The 14,669-nt window shown below is 49.7% G+C and carries 15 protein-coding genes; 4 read left to right on the top strand and 11 right to left on the bottom strand.

The window, feature by feature from the left end; all coding sequences use genetic code 11:
- The first annotated feature begins 87 nt into the window (after positions 1-87).
- The gene (tesB, locus tag BZG72_RS01715) at positions 88-951 is read left to right on the top strand and encodes an acyl-CoA thioesterase II (protein WP_077666009.1); all 864 of its coding nucleotides are present in this window, start codon (positions 88-90) and stop codon (positions 949-951) included.
- A gap of 89 nt (positions 952-1,040) precedes the next feature.
- On the opposite strand, the gene BZG72_RS01720 is transcribed toward tesB, so the two are convergent.
- Genes BZG72_RS01720 through BZG72_RS01730 form a run of 3 tightly spaced genes read right to left on the bottom strand, consistent with a single transcriptional unit; the run spans position 1,041 to position 5,064 of the window.
- On the bottom strand, positions 1,041-2,801 hold the full coding sequence (locus BZG72_RS01720; protein ID WP_077665940.1) for an ABC transporter transmembrane domain-containing protein: 1,761 nt from the start codon (positions 2,799-2,801) through the stop codon (positions 1,041-1,043).
- Positions 2,794-4,554: an ABC transporter transmembrane domain-containing protein gene (locus BZG72_RS01725; RefSeq protein ID WP_077665941.1), complete on the bottom strand. Its 1,761-nt coding sequence runs from the start codon at positions 4,552-4,554 to the stop codon at positions 2,794-2,796. Before BZG72_RS01725 ends, BZG72_RS01720 begins: the two co-directional genes overlap by 8 nt.
- Positions 4,555-4,596: 42 nt before the next feature.
- Complete coding sequence (locus tag BZG72_RS01730; protein WP_046073854.1) at positions 4,597-5,064, bottom strand: Lrp/AsnC family transcriptional regulator; 468 nt, start codon at positions 5,062-5,064, stop codon at positions 4,597-4,599.
- Positions 5,065-5,197: 133 nt separating this feature from the next.
- On the opposite strand from BZG72_RS01730, the gene BZG72_RS01735 reads away from it, so the two are divergent.
- Entirely contained in the window at positions 5,198-6,259 is a 1,062-nt protein-coding gene (locus BZG72_RS01735; RefSeq protein ID WP_077665942.1) for a PLP-dependent cysteine synthase family protein, read from the top strand.
- Positions 6,260-6,377: 118 nt separating this feature from the next.
- On the opposite strand, the gene BZG72_RS01740 is transcribed toward BZG72_RS01735, so the two are convergent.
- From BZG72_RS01740 to dbpA, 7 genes are all read right to left on the bottom strand, one after another.
- A complete protein-coding gene (locus BZG72_RS01740) occupies positions 6,378-6,788 on the bottom strand; it encodes a hypothetical protein (RefSeq protein ID WP_077665943.1) in 411 nt (136 codons plus the stop codon).
- Between the two features lie 36 nt (positions 6,789-6,824).
- Positions 6,825-7,268 carry a hypothetical protein gene (locus BZG72_RS01745; RefSeq protein ID WP_077665944.1) on the bottom strand — a complete coding sequence of 148 codons (444 nt, stop codon included), beginning with the start codon at positions 7,266-7,268 and terminating at the stop codon, positions 6,825-6,827.
- Between the two features lie 65 nt (positions 7,269-7,333).
- On the bottom strand, positions 7,334-7,585 hold the full coding sequence (locus BZG72_RS01750) for a bacteriocin immunity protein (protein ID WP_077665945.1): 252 nt from the start codon (positions 7,583-7,585) through the stop codon (positions 7,334-7,336).
- Between the two features lie 48 nt (positions 7,586-7,633).
- Positions 7,634-7,876 carry a DUF7683 domain-containing protein gene (locus BZG72_RS01755; RefSeq protein WP_077665946.1) on the bottom strand — a complete coding sequence of 81 codons (243 nt, stop codon included), beginning with the start codon at positions 7,874-7,876 and terminating at the stop codon, positions 7,634-7,636.
- On the bottom strand, positions 7,876-10,227 hold the full coding sequence (locus BZG72_RS01760; RefSeq protein WP_077665947.1) for a T6SS effector antibacterial DNase: 2,352 nt from the start codon (positions 10,225-10,227) through the stop codon (positions 7,876-7,878). The genes BZG72_RS01755 and BZG72_RS01760 overlap by 1 nt, the downstream gene beginning before the upstream one ends.
- Positions 10,228-10,547: 320 nt before the next feature.
- Positions 10,548-11,042 (bottom strand): DUF1003 domain-containing protein, encoded by a 495-nt coding sequence (locus BZG72_RS01765; RefSeq protein ID WP_077605886.1) that lies wholly within the window; start codon positions 11,040-11,042, stop codon positions 10,548-10,550.
- Positions 11,043-11,165: 123 nt separating this feature from the next.
- Entirely contained in the window at positions 11,166-12,548 is a 1,383-nt protein-coding gene (gene dbpA, locus BZG72_RS01770) for an ATP-dependent RNA helicase DbpA (RefSeq protein WP_077666010.1), read from the bottom strand.
- Between the two features lie 243 nt (positions 12,549-12,791).
- Here dbpA and BZG72_RS01775 point away from each other — a divergent pair, with 243 nt between their 5' ends.
- The gene (locus BZG72_RS01775; RefSeq protein ID WP_231637397.1) at positions 12,792-13,226 is read left to right on the top strand and encodes an acyl-CoA thioesterase; all 435 of its coding nucleotides are present in this window, start codon (positions 12,792-12,794) and stop codon (positions 13,224-13,226) included.
- Positions 13,227-13,228: 2 nt separating this feature from the next.
- Here the strand turns inward: BZG72_RS01775 and BZG72_RS01780 are convergent, their stop codons facing one another.
- The gene (locus BZG72_RS01780; RefSeq protein WP_077665948.1) at positions 13,229-13,753 is read right to left on the bottom strand and encodes an RES family NAD+ phosphorylase; all 525 of its coding nucleotides are present in this window, start codon (positions 13,751-13,753) and stop codon (positions 13,229-13,231) included.
- A gap of 181 nt (positions 13,754-13,934) precedes the next feature.
- Here BZG72_RS01780 and queC point away from each other — a divergent pair, with 181 nt between their 5' ends.
- Positions 13,935-14,630: a 7-cyano-7-deazaguanine synthase QueC gene (gene queC / locus BZG72_RS01785; protein WP_077665949.1), complete on the top strand. Its 696-nt coding sequence runs from the start codon at positions 13,935-13,937 to the stop codon at positions 14,628-14,630.
- The last annotated feature ends 39 nt before the right edge of the window (positions 14,631-14,669 follow it).

The following is a 14,669-nucleotide window of genomic DNA, read 5'->3' on the forward strand; positions in this document are numbered from 1 at the left end:
ACTGAAGCACGTTCAAATGCGGCAAAAACGCTAAGGTTATGATAGCTTGAACAATAACAATGGAAGCATAGCATGAATCAAGGACTTATGAGCCAACCACTGAAAGAACTCTTACAGCTGCTAGAGCTTGAGCGACTAGACACTGGCCTGTACCGCGGTCAAAGTGAGAACCTTGGACTCCCCCAAGTGTATGGTGGGCAAGTGATTGGACAGGCCTTATCGGCCTCCAAAACCTCGGTTGACCCTGATCGCTTTTTGCATTCATTCCATAGCTATTTTCTGCGCCCAGGCGATCCTGAGCAGCCGATCATCTATGATGTTGAGATACTCAGAGACGGAAAAAGTTTCAGCACACGGCGAATAAAAGCCGTGCAGTACGGCAAACCTATTTTTTATCTCACCGCCTCTTATCAAGAAGAGGAAGAAAGCTTTGAGCATCAAAACACCATGCCGACAGACGTGCCAGCGCCCGAGACCTTGCGCTCTGAGCAATCGCTTGTCAATGATATCGCTCACAAGCTTCCCCCTAATGTGGTCAAAGCCTTTGGGGGTGACAAGCCGATCGAAGTGCGGCCTGCCACAGTGATCAACCCACTTAAACCCCATTCCGCGCCGGCTAAGCAATATCTGTGGATCCGCGCCAATGGTGAAGTCGGCGACGATTTTCATGTTCACCAGTATTTACTCGGCTATGCCGCCGATTGGGGCTTTTTGGTCACGGCATTGCAGCCTCACGCAGTGACGCTGCTTACGCCGGGCATGAAAGTGGCCACCATTGATCACTCCATGTGGTTCCACCGCCCGTTTAGAATGGATGAGTGGCTGTTGTTTGCGATTGAAAGCCCCTCAGCCAGTGGTGCGCGTGGCTTTGTACGCGGCGAACTTTTTAATCAGCGAGGCGACCTTGTTGCTTCAGCGACCCAAGAAGGTTTGATGCGTAAACTCTCCTAACCATCAACGTCTCGAGCGTGAGCGAGTCTGAGCAGCACAAAAAAGGGGCATTGCGCCCCTTTTTATCTGTTTCACCCATGACTGAACCGCTACACCTGCGCCTCTTCCTCTAATGCGGCTAAATGCGCGCTGGCTTGCTGAAGTTGGTACATCTGCCAGTAGCGGCCTTGCTGACGCAGCAGGCTTTGATGACGCCCTTGCTCAATCACGCGGCCACGATGCAAAACGAGGATGTTATCGGCCTCGGCAATGGTCGATAAGCGGTGCGCAATCACCACCACCGTCATCTGTTGGCGTAACCGATTCAGCGCCTGTTGCACAAGCTCTTCGGTGCCGGAGTCGATATTGGCGGTGGCTTCATCAAGGATCAGAATTTTAGGCTGACGCACCAACACGCGCGCCAGAGCCAACAACTGGCGCTGACCGGCAGAAAAGGTCATTCCGCCCTCACCAAGTAAGGTATCCAGCCCCGCCGGCAACCCTTTCACGTAATCTGCCAGCGCCACTTGTTCGAGCGCATGCCAGATTTTTTCATCGTCCAGCGTCTGCCCCAGCGCGATGTTTTCTCGCAAACTCCCCGTCAGCATGTGCGGATCTTGTTGCACCATGGCAACGCCCTCACGCAAGCTTTGATGACTCAAGCTTTCGATCGGTAATCCACCCAGCGTCAGCGTCCCCTCACCTGTGCGATAAAATCCCATCAGTAACGACGCCAAGGTTGATTTACCACTGCCCGTATGACCCACCAACGCCAGAAAGCCGCCGGCCGGGACGTCTACATTCACGTCTGACAACACCGGTGTTTCACCATCATAGGAAAACGACACATTCTGCAGTGCAATGGCACCATCAGGGATCGGCGTGGTGTCATGACCATATTGCTCAGGCGGCGTATCCATCATTTCGAAAAGCCGCTCACCGGCCGAGATAGCCTGCTGAAGCAGCGACAGTTGCTGCATCATTTCAATCAATGGCTCGGTGATCCGCCCCAAGTAGCTTAAAAAGGCGTACAGCACCCCAACCCCAATCACTGCCGTGCCGCTAAAACCGAAGATAGCCACCAAAGACAGCAACGCGGCCCCTGCCAATAAATCAATCAAAGGGCGAAGATAGATCCCGTTCAGGCGTTGAATAGTCACCATGGCATCTAGGTGATCCGCAGTCATATCACTGAATCGCGAGGAGAACGCCCGCTCTTGCTGCATTAGCTGGATCAAATTCATGCCGAGCACAGATTCGTTCATCACCCCGTTGATGTCTGCTAGCCGATCTCGTGCCCGACGATACGCAGGCGCTGAACGTTTTTGATAGCGCGCCATCACCAGTACCACACACGGCAGTAGCACCAGCACCACCATTGTCAGTTGCACACTGAGCATTAGCATCGCCACCAGCATCACACCAATCAGTGCGATGTTACGTAAAAAGGTAGAAAGCACCGACACATACAGCTCTTTCAACGACTCGGTGTCGTTAGTTAAGCGCGATACAATTCGTCCCATCGGCACATAATCAAAGGCTGACAGAGGCTGTTTAATCACGTTGGCGAACACCGCTTTACGGATGCGTTGAATGATGGCCACCGCCATGGTGTTAAAACGAAGCTCGTACTGATACTGAAAGCCTGCGGAGACAATGGTCGATACGATATAACCCACCGCCAGTGCCCACATGATCACCGCCGGATAATGATCTTTGGCGACATAATTATCGAGAAAGATTTGCACCAAATAAGGCCCTGTTACTTCGGCCACAGCCGCCACCAGCAAGAAAACCGTGGCAATCACAAATTGACGCCTGTCGCGGCGCATGTAGCTTAGCAATCGAAATAAGATCTCTCGCTTAGTCATGGCGCGGCTCCTCATCGGCTTCCAATGCCGCTTCCAGCTGCTGATATTGGTGCATTTCTTGATACCATCCTGGCTGTTGAATCAATTGGCGATGCTGGCCACGCTCTCGGATTTGCCCGTGGCTGAGTACCACAATTTCATCGGCGTTTTCGAGTGCCGATAAGCGGTGGGCTATCACAATCGTGGTACGGGTGTGCTGATGCTGTTGCAGGTTCTGCAAAATGCGATGCTCGGTGTCACCGTCAACGGCTGACAAGGCATCATCCAAAATCAAGCACTCCGCTTCCACCAACAAAGCACGGGCAATGGAAATACGCTGCTTTTGACCACCAGATAAGGTGATCCCTTTTTCACCGACTGCGGTTTCATACCCGTGCGGCAGCTGACGGATGTCTTCATCAATACAGGCAAGTGTCGCCGCCTGTTCGATTTCCGCTTGGGTCGCATCCGGACGACCAAGGGCGATGTTTTCCGCAATCGAACGCGAAAACAAAAACGGCGTTTGCGTCACCACCGCGAAACGTTGTCGCCATGACGACAAGTCAGCCTCCGCTATCGACACATCACCATAGAGAATATCGCCCTTTTCAAGCTGGGTCAGATGAAGTAGCAATTGCAATAAGGTTGATTTACCACTGCCGACTGGGCCGGCAATCCCCAGCATGGCCCCAGGCGGAAGCGTCACACGGATATCTTTGAGGGCAAAACTGTCATCCGGTTGCCACTTAAACTGCTCAATGGCCAGTGCTAACGGCTGCATGGTGTCAGGCAGCGGCGTGTCACCACCAACAATGTCCGGCTGCTCTTGCAGCAACGCATCTATCCGCGTCCAAGCGGCGCGCCCACGCTCAATAATATTAAATAGCCACGCCACTGCGAGCATCGGCCAAATCATCAAACCTTGATACAAGGTAAATGCGGTAAGATCCCCAAGCGAAATATCACCAGTGGCGACCATGTAGCCGCCGCCAGACACGGTTAGGAAAAACGAAGCGCCAATGGTGCCTTGGATCACCGGCGAAAACAGCGCATCAACCCGTGCCACCGCGAGGTTTTTCTCCCCGGTACGATCGGCAACTTGATTAAACTGATTCATCTGGTGCTGCTCTAAGCCGAATGCACGTACCATACGCACCGCCGACAGTGAGGACTGACTCACCTCTGACAGCTCAGAAAACGCCGCTTGCGATTCAGTAAAGGTATGGTGCAAACGGCGACCAAAGCGATTAACCAGTACTGCCATTACCGGCATCGGTAACAGGGCTAAGAGTGTGAGCTGCCAGCTAATTTGGCTCACCATCACAATGAGCACGGCGACGCCTGTGATAATAGAATCCCCAGCGGTCAGAACCCCTTCACCGGCCGTCATCACCACCGCTTTCACATCATTGGTAGAACGCGCCATGATATCGCCACTCGGATAGCGACGGAAAAAATGCGGTGATTGGCGAGTAAAATGATCATAAAGCCGGTTGCGCAGCACAGTGCCAAGCTCAGCCGCAGCACCAAACAGCCACACTCGCCAAACGATGCGCAGCACATATACCACCACCCAAATGGCCAGCATACCCGCAAGTAGCCACATCAGTAGCTCAGTGGAAATCTCTCCAGCAACCACGCCATCAACCACATGGCCCACGGCCATCGGTGGAATGAGCTCGAAGACAGAGACAAATACCAAAATAATCATGGCGCCGAGATAACGACGCCATTCACGTTTAAAAAACCAGCCTAACTGCCAAAACACCTTCATGAGGTCTCCTTTTTATCCCCGCCTTTTTATCGTCAGAGCGACCTATCGGATCGGTAAGGCGGTGGTATACTTAAGCGCTTCCATGGCGAATGTTGATGTCACATTATTCAGACTTGGCACAGAATTGACCAGTTTTTTATAAAAATGATCAAATCGAGTCATATCAGCTACCTGTACCTTCATCATATAATCATATTCCCCCGCCATGCGGTAGAATTCCATCACCTCAGGGAACTCGGTCACCACTTCGGTAAAGGTCTTGTACCACTGCTCACTGTGGTCATTGGTTTTGATGTGAACGAAAGCGGTAAATGCGAGGCCAACGGTTTCGGGGTCAAGCAATGCCACCCGCCCACGGATCACCCCTTGTGATTCCAGCCGTTTCAGCCGCTTCCAACAGGGAGTCGTAGTTAAATTCACCCGTTCGGCCAACGCAGCCACAGACCAGTTGGCATCTTCCTGCAGCGCCGCGAGTAAAGTGCGATCTATCTCATCTAAAGTGATAGTCATAAAAAATTATTTCCACCAATCGTTACATGGGAGTTTATTTTTCTCTTTAGGTGGCATTATAGAGCAAAAATAGCAAGGTTTTTATCCCACACTTTACGTAAACTGGTGCTAATTACGCATTCGGAGACGCATGATGACAACCTCACATCCTTGCCATACTTGGGTCGGTAACGCGATTCGCCTCATTGAAGCCGACTTTAAACGCTCTGCAGATACCCACTTAATTAAGCTCGATCTCCCCAGCTTTGCAGACATTGATATCTATCTGAAAGACGAAAGCACTCACCCAACCGGCAGCTTGAAGCACCGCTTGGCGCGTTCTTTGTTTTTGTACGGCTTGTGTAATGGTTGGATTGATGAGCACACCACCATCATTGAAAGCTCATCAGGCAGTACTGCCATTTCCGAAGCGTATTTTGCCCGTCTGCTTGGCTTACGTTTTATTGCCGTAGTGCCCAAAAACACTGCGTGTAAGAAGATTGAGCAAATCCGTTTTTATGGCGGTGAAGCGCACTTCGTCGAGCGGTCAGATCAGATCTATGCCGAGTCTCGTCGCCTTGCTAAGGAGCTCAATGGCCATTACATGGACCAGTTTACCTATGCCGAGCGCGCGACCGACTGGCGTAGCAATAACAACATTGCCAACCGCATATTTGATCAGATGCAGTACGAGCGCTTTCCGATCCCTCGCTGGGTTGTGATGAGCCCGGGCACCGGTGGCACCTCAGCGACCATTGGCCGCTACATTCGTTATCGTTGCCAACCCACTCAGCTGATGGTGGCCGATGCTGAGCATTCGGTGTTTCACGATTACTACCTCACCGGCGACAGCGCACTGACCTCCGATAAAAGCAGTCGCATTGAAGGGATTGGACGGCCACGTGTCGAGCCCAGCTTTATTCCCGGCGTGATTGATAGAATGACCACAGTGCCGGACACTCACAGTATCGCCACCATTCACTGGCTAGAAAGCCAGCTTGGCCGCAAAGCCGGCGCGTCCACCGGTACCAACCTGTACGGTGTCTTGATGTTGGCAAATGAAATGCGCGCCAACGGCGAAAAAGGCTCTATTGTCACCTTGCTATGTGACAGCGGCGAGCGCTACCTAGACACGTATTACAATCCTGATTGGGTACGCGAGCACATTGGGGATCTCGACCAAGCAACCCACGATTTGCAGACCTTGTTGGGGTAACGCGTCACCGTCTCTGACTAGGTTTCACAAAAAGGCGAGTGGATTATTCTTGCTCGCCTCAACTCAACAATTACACAGGGTTGCAATTGATGAGTGATACGAAAATGTGAAATTCCCACTACCTATAAAAAACGCTCTTTACTTTATCGGCCCCAACCTCATATAAAACTTGAGCGGTGTGACCTTCAGAGTCTATGTATTTATCCCAAGCTCCGACCATTCCAAGCACTGGAACCTTCTTCTCGCTCATCGACTCTCTAGGCTCCCCCATCGCAGCACGAACGAGTTCTTTAGTGAGTTTGTTTTTCAGGTCGCCCATAAAATAATCAGGATTGGTGGCAATGATCACCTTAAGCTTGCTGCTATTCGCATCAAATTGAAATTCCAACCCTTTGGTGTACGATTCAATGTAGAATTTATCTTCAAAACCATCAATCGTTGACGGTACGTTTCCACCGATTAACACTGTGAATTCAGGACGCTTAATTAAGTCTTGATATGTAAAGCCTATGAGGTTGAAACAATTCACTTAACACCGCTCACTTTCTCTATCAAACAGGAAAAATTAGCCCACAGAGACTCTTACATCAACAACGCTGTTCGGGTCGGCATGAGACAAACTAAACGTGAGTTTCATACCATCCTTTAGGTTGTATTGTATCCAGCCATTCTTCACCAACCCGGGCAATTTTCTGGAGCCTGCTGACTTATCTGGCTCTCCATATGAGGAGACAATGCCACTCTTGTCCATGCCCCGTCCTAATACGATCTCCTCACTGGAAAGCAATTTCGTGAGACATTCATCAAGCGGATACTCAGCGATGAAGAACTTTAGACGCTTGTCTTCATCGAAAATCATATTGACCTTGTCTCCATAACAAACAATGTCAAAACGATCATCAATAGTTGGCTCGAACTGCAGCACATTCCCCCCGACAAGAGCCGCAAAAGAGCTATCTTTAACTAGCTTATCGTGACAACAGTTTATCCAATCACATACAGTGCTCATCTACGCGCTCATTGCTCTAAATATCAAGGGTTAATGTCCCAAGAAAAATTGACCTTTGTTCAAGGCTAGTCCTTGAAGCATAGCAACCCTTGAGATTGACGCCATTCCTTGACAATTCTTACAATATTCTCAGGAGTTGCACCCTCTTCTTTTTCTGGATAATAAATAAGATCTGAACCATCTGGATGCTGTGTAACTTCTTCAAAATGAAGCACTGCATCAATGTGTTCTTGTTCTGTATCGTAATCATCCAAACAGATTCTTTGTACCAATTGAAGGAACTCTGATTGTGAATATGTTGATAAGTCATAATTCATTTAGGCATCATCATATCGTAACAAATAAGTATTTTGTATCTTATGTGTTTAGCTTGTACCAAGTTGATAGTCATAGCGAGGACTAAAGAATTTTTCACTGATTATTTGCTCTATCGCCTTGGCTTGATCAGTAGAGACATCAAACCCTCCAGCGCCTCCTAAAAGGAACTGAAGATCATCGTCGCTCAAACCCAAGACTTGCGCAACAGCTTCAACGTGACTGCTTTTAATTTCAACTTCTAGTACTAAAAGTTCAGTTTCTTTATCAAATGCCTCGATCACAACTTTCATTATTTTTCCACCTTTCTTGAAGGGTCAGCATCCTTTGTTTGTTCACCTGTTACATGATTGAACTCGCCTAGATGCTTGCCATTCTTTGTATATAATTCAACCTTGCCATGCTGCGAATCCCATTCATAAATGCGACCCTTTTTATCTTTCCAGCGCTCTCTTAGTTTACCTCCTCCTTGTACCGCGGTTTTTTTCTTAGCTTTTACTGCTTCTGGAAACGCAGGCAATGGCGGATTACCTTTAGGCGCGGGTACGTACTTAATATCGTTATTAGGCTTATTGAACACCAAGTAAAGCGGGGGCAAACCAGCATCAGCAGGAAATGTCACTAAGTACTCAGCAAGATCTTCCTCGGGGTATAATGGCGTCCCAATCTCCTGCTCGTGCTCTTCTATCGGCCGGACCCAGATATTATGCACGTCTAGCTGATCATTCTCAGGTAACACCGTATCGGGTGTTAGAACGTCTGTCGAGCCATCTGGAGTCCACGTAATAGTAATACCATCATCCAGTTCAGCAACGAAATTTTGACCATTTTGATGAGCCTCACGCTTTGTCACACGCTCTCCATATGGACTACCTTCACCGGTTTTTATGCCAACGACTTGCTGTTTACCATTTTTATCTGTGTACATATTGAAACGCACACGCATCGTTATAGCATCAACACCACTCCACTCTGGATGTCCATCGAGCGTACCGTCCTCTATTTGAGACGGCCACAGTGCCGCTAATAAAAAGCCTCCCATACGGGCGAAACCCGCCAGCGCTTCGCTAGATAGCGACCAGGTTCCCATCGTTTTCGCAGTATTCGTACTGATAACACCGAGATTAGTAGCCGCTCCACTGGCAGGCAGCGTAAGTATTGCTGCTTTCCCATAGTCGGTCGCTTTTGAAGCCGTAGTGATTGCTGTTAGATTCGCAACCGGCAGCTTTCTTTCTAACAGGCTGTCATTGTTAATCGCCTTGAAAGTCGTTCCAGCTATAAACGGCTCCGAGTAGTCATAATGGGCATTTCCAGCGCAATTATATGTACAAGGAGAAAGCGGAGGCAGCTCCGTTGCGGCTTCGCTAGAAGGTTGCTTTGCGGGCGCCTGTTGAACAATGAGGGTATCACCGACCTTTAAAGACATAGGATCAGCGTTATATTCGGGGTTTAAGTTAAGCAGTTGTTTTGCGGACAAGCCATACTTACCTGCTATAGCCCCCCATGATTCGCGCTGTCGAGTATTTGGATCAGTCGCAACTTGATGAGTTTCCGGCCCCGCTTGCTCTGGTTCGCTGTCTGCATCATTAGCAGAATGACTTCCTCTCTTCGCCATAGGCTGAGTAGGCGCAGCCAGTAGGTCACCAATAGACAGTTTGATGCCATTTTCTTCCAGCCATTCTTCGTCTGGGTTATCAAGCGTCTCGCGAGTGATCGGCTCTTCGAGATAGACAAGATGCTGGTCGTCAACGTCTTTCCCGTCAATCTTCCAGTACACCAGAATGGCGCTTTGATAACGATTAAAACCTTGCTCACGATTGAGCCTGTCATGCCTTGAGCGCGTGGCGTAAAACTGCCATTTGTCATCACCCAGCACCTTGTACTCCTGCACTAAGCGCTTTTGGTGAAAATGGTAATAATAGCCTTCGGTGGGTAAGCCTAGTCGCTCGCCGAGTTGAACGGAGGGGGTTACAGGAATAAAGGCTTCTTGGATTACCCCAGAGCCAATCGGCTTCATCTGCACGGGCTCGGGCACGCTGATGCCCATTGAGGCCGATGCAATTTTAGCAACAAGCTTTTTGGGCTCATTGAATGCCGCATAAGCGGTATACTTGGTACCATGTTCAGTGGGCGCGGTTTGCCAATCACCGATCACACCTTCTTGCTGTGTTTTGGCTAACTCAAATTTGCATCCGACCGTCTTGCTAAAGACCTTGTCCGAGCTGGCAATCTCAAAACAGTACTCGTATTTAAGTGACGGTGGCGCATTTGAGCGATCGGGCTTTACCGGCTCGGGCACATAAGTATCTTCAATATTTTCTGTTGCTGCCTCTGAACGACTACCTCCGCCAGATCCACTGCCACCGCCCGCGGCGGCTCCAGATTGATTGGCTCTGGCCATAAGCGCTGAACGAATTTGTGGTGAGAGAGTCGTTTCAGTATCTGGCGAGAGGGTCCAGATCTTATTAGTGCTGTCGTACAACATGGCAGGCATGGAAGGTGTGTCTGTGAGCAATGCGGCTTCGCCACTACTCAGCTTTTCTTTGAATTGTGAAAAGCTCACCCCATCGGGTATCACTCCATCAAGGTCTCGCTCATTCAGCGCCTCAATATCGCCCTCTACTTGACCGAACTCATACGCCATGAGTTCGGTCAGTCGAACTACTTTGTAACCCACTACATTGTCCGCCAGTCAATAATCATGGCGATGCATTCTACTCAGCAAGCCAGATTTTTGGATACTTTTGTTGTCATAGTTAGGTTAGCTCTGGCTGAATTGTGAAGTGCGTGCAAGAAGGGATAACAGGAGTAATAACTCCCACAGATTGCAACGCGGAGTAGTAGGTCGGTAATAAGCGCCCGTACTCTGTCAATCATGGACTCAATATACGCGGCGCGTCCGTTGCACGGCGCCTCCGGTATTCGGCTCAGACGATTGATAAAACGCACAAAAGTATTAATGCGCTAGTCCGTATCTTTATCTATCCGCGTCTGCAGGGCATCAAACTTGTCGTGCAGGCGCATTAGTTCAAGCTCGAGTTTTAGATTGATTTCGTAGGTGGCTTTTTGCTCCATCCTGTCTTTTGCCGCTTGGCGGTTTTGCGACATCATGATGATCGGCGCTTGGAAAGCTGCCAGACTGGATAACCCAAGGTTCAGTAAAATAAAGGGATAGGGATCGAATGATGCATCTCCCACTAACCAGGCCGTATTCACGACAATCCAGCCAATGATGAATGCGAAGAAAAGCCCGATAAATGACCAAGAACCGCCAAATGAGGCAATTTTATCCGCCACCATTTGCCCGGTGGTCAGACTTTCGTGAAAGGACTTGTTGACGTTCTCAGAGACAGACGTGTTGTTAGCAATACTCTCAATAACTTTCTTTTCTCCCGAGCTAAGACTACCAAACGGCTGGCCCAGCAAGGCTTTGGCTAAGTTCTCAAAATACTTTTTCATCTGTCACTCCATGCTAACGTGCACGACACCAACAAGGTATCGTGCAGACTTTATCATTAAGCCATTGAAATAGAGTAGATTAACTTAGAGGCTTAGCAAGCAGAGTATCCTTTATCATACAAACTAAATCCGGCGGGCGCGGATGGTGCGTCCTTTAACTTTTCCATCATTGAGTTTACGCAACGCGGCTTTAACGCAGGATTGGGACACAGCAATAAACGCCACATTGTCGAGCACATTGATTTTACCCACCTGCTTACCGTCAATGCCCGCTTGGCCCGTCAGCGCACCTAAAATATCACCCGCGCGTACTTTTTGCTTTTTACCTGAGTCAATCATCAAGGTCGCCATCTCAGGCTGGTAAGGCGCAGTGTCGAGCAAATGCTGCGACGGCAAGGCTTCGGGGAGAAAATCACGGTCATACTGATCGCCAATCATCGCCAGCTTATAGTGCTCGGCATCGTTATATAGCGAACACGCCACCCCTTTTTTGCCAGCGCGACCGGTACGGCCGACACGGTGTACATGAGTTTGCGGATCGTGGGCGAGTTGATAGTTGATCACCATATCCATGTCATCAATGTCTAAGCCTCGCGCAGCCACATCAGTGGCCACCAGCACGGACGCACTTTTGTTGGCAAATTTTACCAAGGTGCGCTCACGGCCACGCTGTTCAATATCGCCATGCAAGGCAACGGCGCTAAAACCATCATCTTCTAGGTTATCGCAAACTTGTTGTGTTTGAGCTTTGGTCGTACAGAACACCACGCAGCTTTGCGGCTGAAAGTGCAATAACAGTATCTTTAACGCTTGATAACGTTGCTTATTGTCATCGACTTTATAAACGTGTTGCGTGATTGTACTTTGCGTTTGCACCTCATCCACTTTAACGGAGACAGGGTGGCTCAACACTCGCTGGGCAATCGCATTGATCGAGCGCGGGAAAGTGGCGCTAAATAACAAGGTTTGGCGATGAGCAGGAACACGCGCAATGATGGCATCCAAGGTATCTTGGAAGCCCATATCCAGCATCTGGTCGGCTTCATCCAACACCAAGGTCTCAACATCATCAAGGCGCAAGGTGCCTTTGCGTAAATGGTCATCCACACGCCCTGGAGTGCCAACAATAATGTGTGCACCATGCTCCAATGAGCCAATTTGTGGGCCAATCGATACACCGCCACACAGCGTCAGTACTTTGACATTATGGCGACCACGCGCCAATTTACGCATCTCAACCGCCACTTGCTCGGCCAGCTCACGGGTTGGGCACAGCACCAAAGATTGCACGCGAAAGCGTTTTACGTTCAGTTTGGCTAACACTCCCAGGCTAAACGCCGCCGTTTTCCCCGAGCCGGTTTTTGCTTGGGCAATAATATCTTTACCACTGAGCACAGGCGGTAAACTCTGCGCCTGAATGGGCGTCATCTGCGTATAACCCAAGGTTGCCAAGTTATCGAGTAAATCAGCAGGTAACGCGAGCGAGGAAAAAGCGGTATCAGTCAAAGTCGTATCCACAGCAAAAGTAAATCATGCCGCGCCCAAGCACGGCCAAAAAGGGGCGTATCATACCAGAGTCTGATTGCTGCCACATTAACCAATTAGCGCCACACACTTGATAACCGCTTTGTCGCCTCATGTGTTTTGTTGCGTAATTGTTAGACCAAGCTCCGTATTTACCTTTACGCGGCTTGTCTTGTCATTGTGCTTGGTGTGCAATCAAGGCACACAATTAAGGAGGATTGTCTTGTGGCAAATATCCCAGTAGAAAACTACCCGCTCTCTCATACGCAGGCGATTGTCTGGAACGACATGGATGCCCTGCAACACATCAATAACACCGTGTACTTTCGCTATTTTGAAGATGTACGTGTGGTGATGCTTGAAAAGCTGGAAGTATTCGAGCTAGCCAAACGGCTGCATGTAGGCCCCGTGGTCGCCTCAACCCGCTGCGATTATCGCGCCCCTTTGGTGTATCCAGATACCATCACCACCGTCGCTTGGGTCGAGGATATTCAAGAAAAGCGCTATGCGATGAAGTATGAAATCTACAGTCACAATCAAGAACGCTGTGTGGCCGAGGGCGAAGCCTTGATTGTCTATTGCGATTTTAAAACCGGTAAAAGCTGCCCTATCCCAGCCGAGACGCTCGAAGGGTTAAAAGCCTTTGTGGCGAAACAGTAACTTTATTCCAAACTAATCTCTTCAGGCTCGCCCACTCTGGTCACGGACGGCGCGCCTGGGGCGTTCCAGCGAAACAAGGTGATATGCCAAGTGCTGGGATCTTTTCGCGACGGGTCAATTAAGCCAATTTCATTACCACTTCTCAGCGTATCGGCCACCCACCAACTGGATGGTGATTCGCCTTTTGCTAAGGCGGCTTGCCAATCAATGCTGGATAAGGCTTTGTATTGCTGAAGTTCAGGATGACGCAAATCCACCAGCTCACAGGGGTCAACCTGATACCGCACAAGCACGCGTGGCGTTGTGATCTGGCTGGCGTACTTTTGCATTGCCACGCGCGCACTCTCTACACTCTCGGTTAAATACAGCGCACTTTCGCCCTGGCGATTATACCGACCGTTCGGTCTGTCTTTACTTTCTCGCATCAAAGCGGCGTCGATGTGCTCAGGGTGACATACTCTGACAAAAATACCCGAGATAGGCGTGCGGCACAGGCGGGGGATTGCTTGCGGTTCAAGTCCGTCCATAACTTGTGAATGTCCTTTATAAATCAACCATCAAGGCGTAGCTTAGCAAACAAAGAGGAGGCAAATTGCGTGCCGACTAACGGATTGCATCATCGCATCTGGCTTGCTGTCGATACCGCACAGGGGTACCATCCGTGCTCTGTGTAACACTGGGTAAGTAGCACCGCCAAAGGACAAACCGATGAAAAAAGCCGTTGTGATATTTAGCGGAGGACAGGATTCAACCACCTGTTTGATTCAAGCGCAGGCAGAGTACGACGAAGTGCATTGCCTCACGTTCGACTATAACCAGCGCCACAAGCAAGAAATTGACGTTGCCCGTGAGATTGCTGCAAACCGCAACGTCAGTGCGCACAAGGTACTGGATGCTGGTTTGCTCAATGAATTGGCGATTAGCTCGCTCACACGCGACAACATTCCCGTTTCCAATGCACTGAACGAAAACGGCCTGCCCAATTCCTTTGTGCCGGGTCGTAATATCTTGTTTTTGACTTTGGCAGGCATTTACGCCTATCAAATTGGCGCTGAGGCGGTGATCACCGGTGTCTGCGAAACTGACTTTTCTGGCTACCCTGATTGTCGCAATGATTTTATTCAATCGATGCAGCAAGCCCTTGAGCAAGGCATGGACAGAAAACTCGCCTTAGTCACACCACTGATGTGGCTGAATAAAGCTGAGACCTGGGCACTGGCCGACCAGTATCACGCTCTCGATTTTGTACGCGACCACACCCTAACCTGTTATAACGGTATTAAAGGCACTGGCTGTGGTGAGTGTCCAGCCTGTCACTTGCGTCAGCGTGGCTTAGATGAGTACCTCGCCAACCAAGCAGACGTACAAGCCGCGCTGCAGCGAAAACAAGCCGAAAACGCGTAATAGCGCAGCGATAAAACATAAAAAACCGCCTCGGAATGA

The sequence above is a fragment of the Salinivibrio sp. PR6 genome (genome assembly GCF_001995955.1).
Classification (GTDB): domain Bacteria; phylum Pseudomonadota; class Gammaproteobacteria; order Enterobacterales; family Vibrionaceae; genus Salinivibrio; species Salinivibrio siamensis.

Bases quoted from the DNA above. Each gene is read 5' to 3' on its own strand.
- tesB (WP_077666009.1), top strand. From the start codon at position 88: ATGAGCCAACCACTGAAAGAACTCTTACAGCTGCTAGAGCTTGAGCGA.
- BZG72_RS01720 (WP_077665940.1), bottom strand. From the start codon at position 2,801: ATGACTAAGCGAGAGATCTTATTTCGATTGCTAAGCTACATGCGCCGC.
- BZG72_RS01725 (WP_077665941.1), bottom strand. From the start codon at position 4,554: ATGAAGGTGTTTTGGCAGTTAGGCTGGTTTTTTAAACGTGAATGGCGT.
- BZG72_RS01730 (WP_046073854.1), bottom strand. From the start codon at position 5,064: ATGACTATCACTTTAGATGAGATAGATCGCACTTTACTCGCGGCGCTG.
- BZG72_RS01735 (WP_077665942.1), top strand. From the start codon at position 5,198: ATGACAACCTCACATCCTTGCCATACTTGGGTCGGTAACGCGATTCGC.
- BZG72_RS01745 (WP_077665944.1), bottom strand. From the start codon at position 7,268: ATGAGCACTGTATGTGATTGGATAAACTGTTGTCACGATAAGCTAGTT.
- BZG72_RS01750 (WP_077665945.1), bottom strand. From the start codon at position 7,585: ATGAATTATGACTTATCAACATATTCACAATCAGAGTTCCTTCAATTG.
- BZG72_RS01755 (WP_077665946.1), bottom strand. From the start codon at position 7,876: ATGAAAGTTGTGATCGAGGCATTTGATAAAGAAACTGAACTTTTAGTA.
- BZG72_RS01760 (WP_077665947.1), bottom strand. From the start codon at position 10,227: ATGGCGTATGAGTTCGGTCAAGTAGAGGGCGATATTGAGGCGCTGAAT.
- BZG72_RS01765 (WP_077605886.1), bottom strand. From the start codon at position 11,042: ATGAAAAAGTATTTTGAGAACTTAGCCAAAGCCTTGCTGGGCCAGCCG.
- BZG72_RS01780 (WP_077665948.1), bottom strand. From the start codon at position 13,753: ATGGACGGACTTGAACCGCAAGCAATCCCCCGCCTGTGCCGCACGCCT.
- queC (WP_077665949.1), top strand. From the start codon at position 13,935: ATGAAAAAAGCCGTTGTGATATTTAGCGGAGGACAGGATTCAACCACC.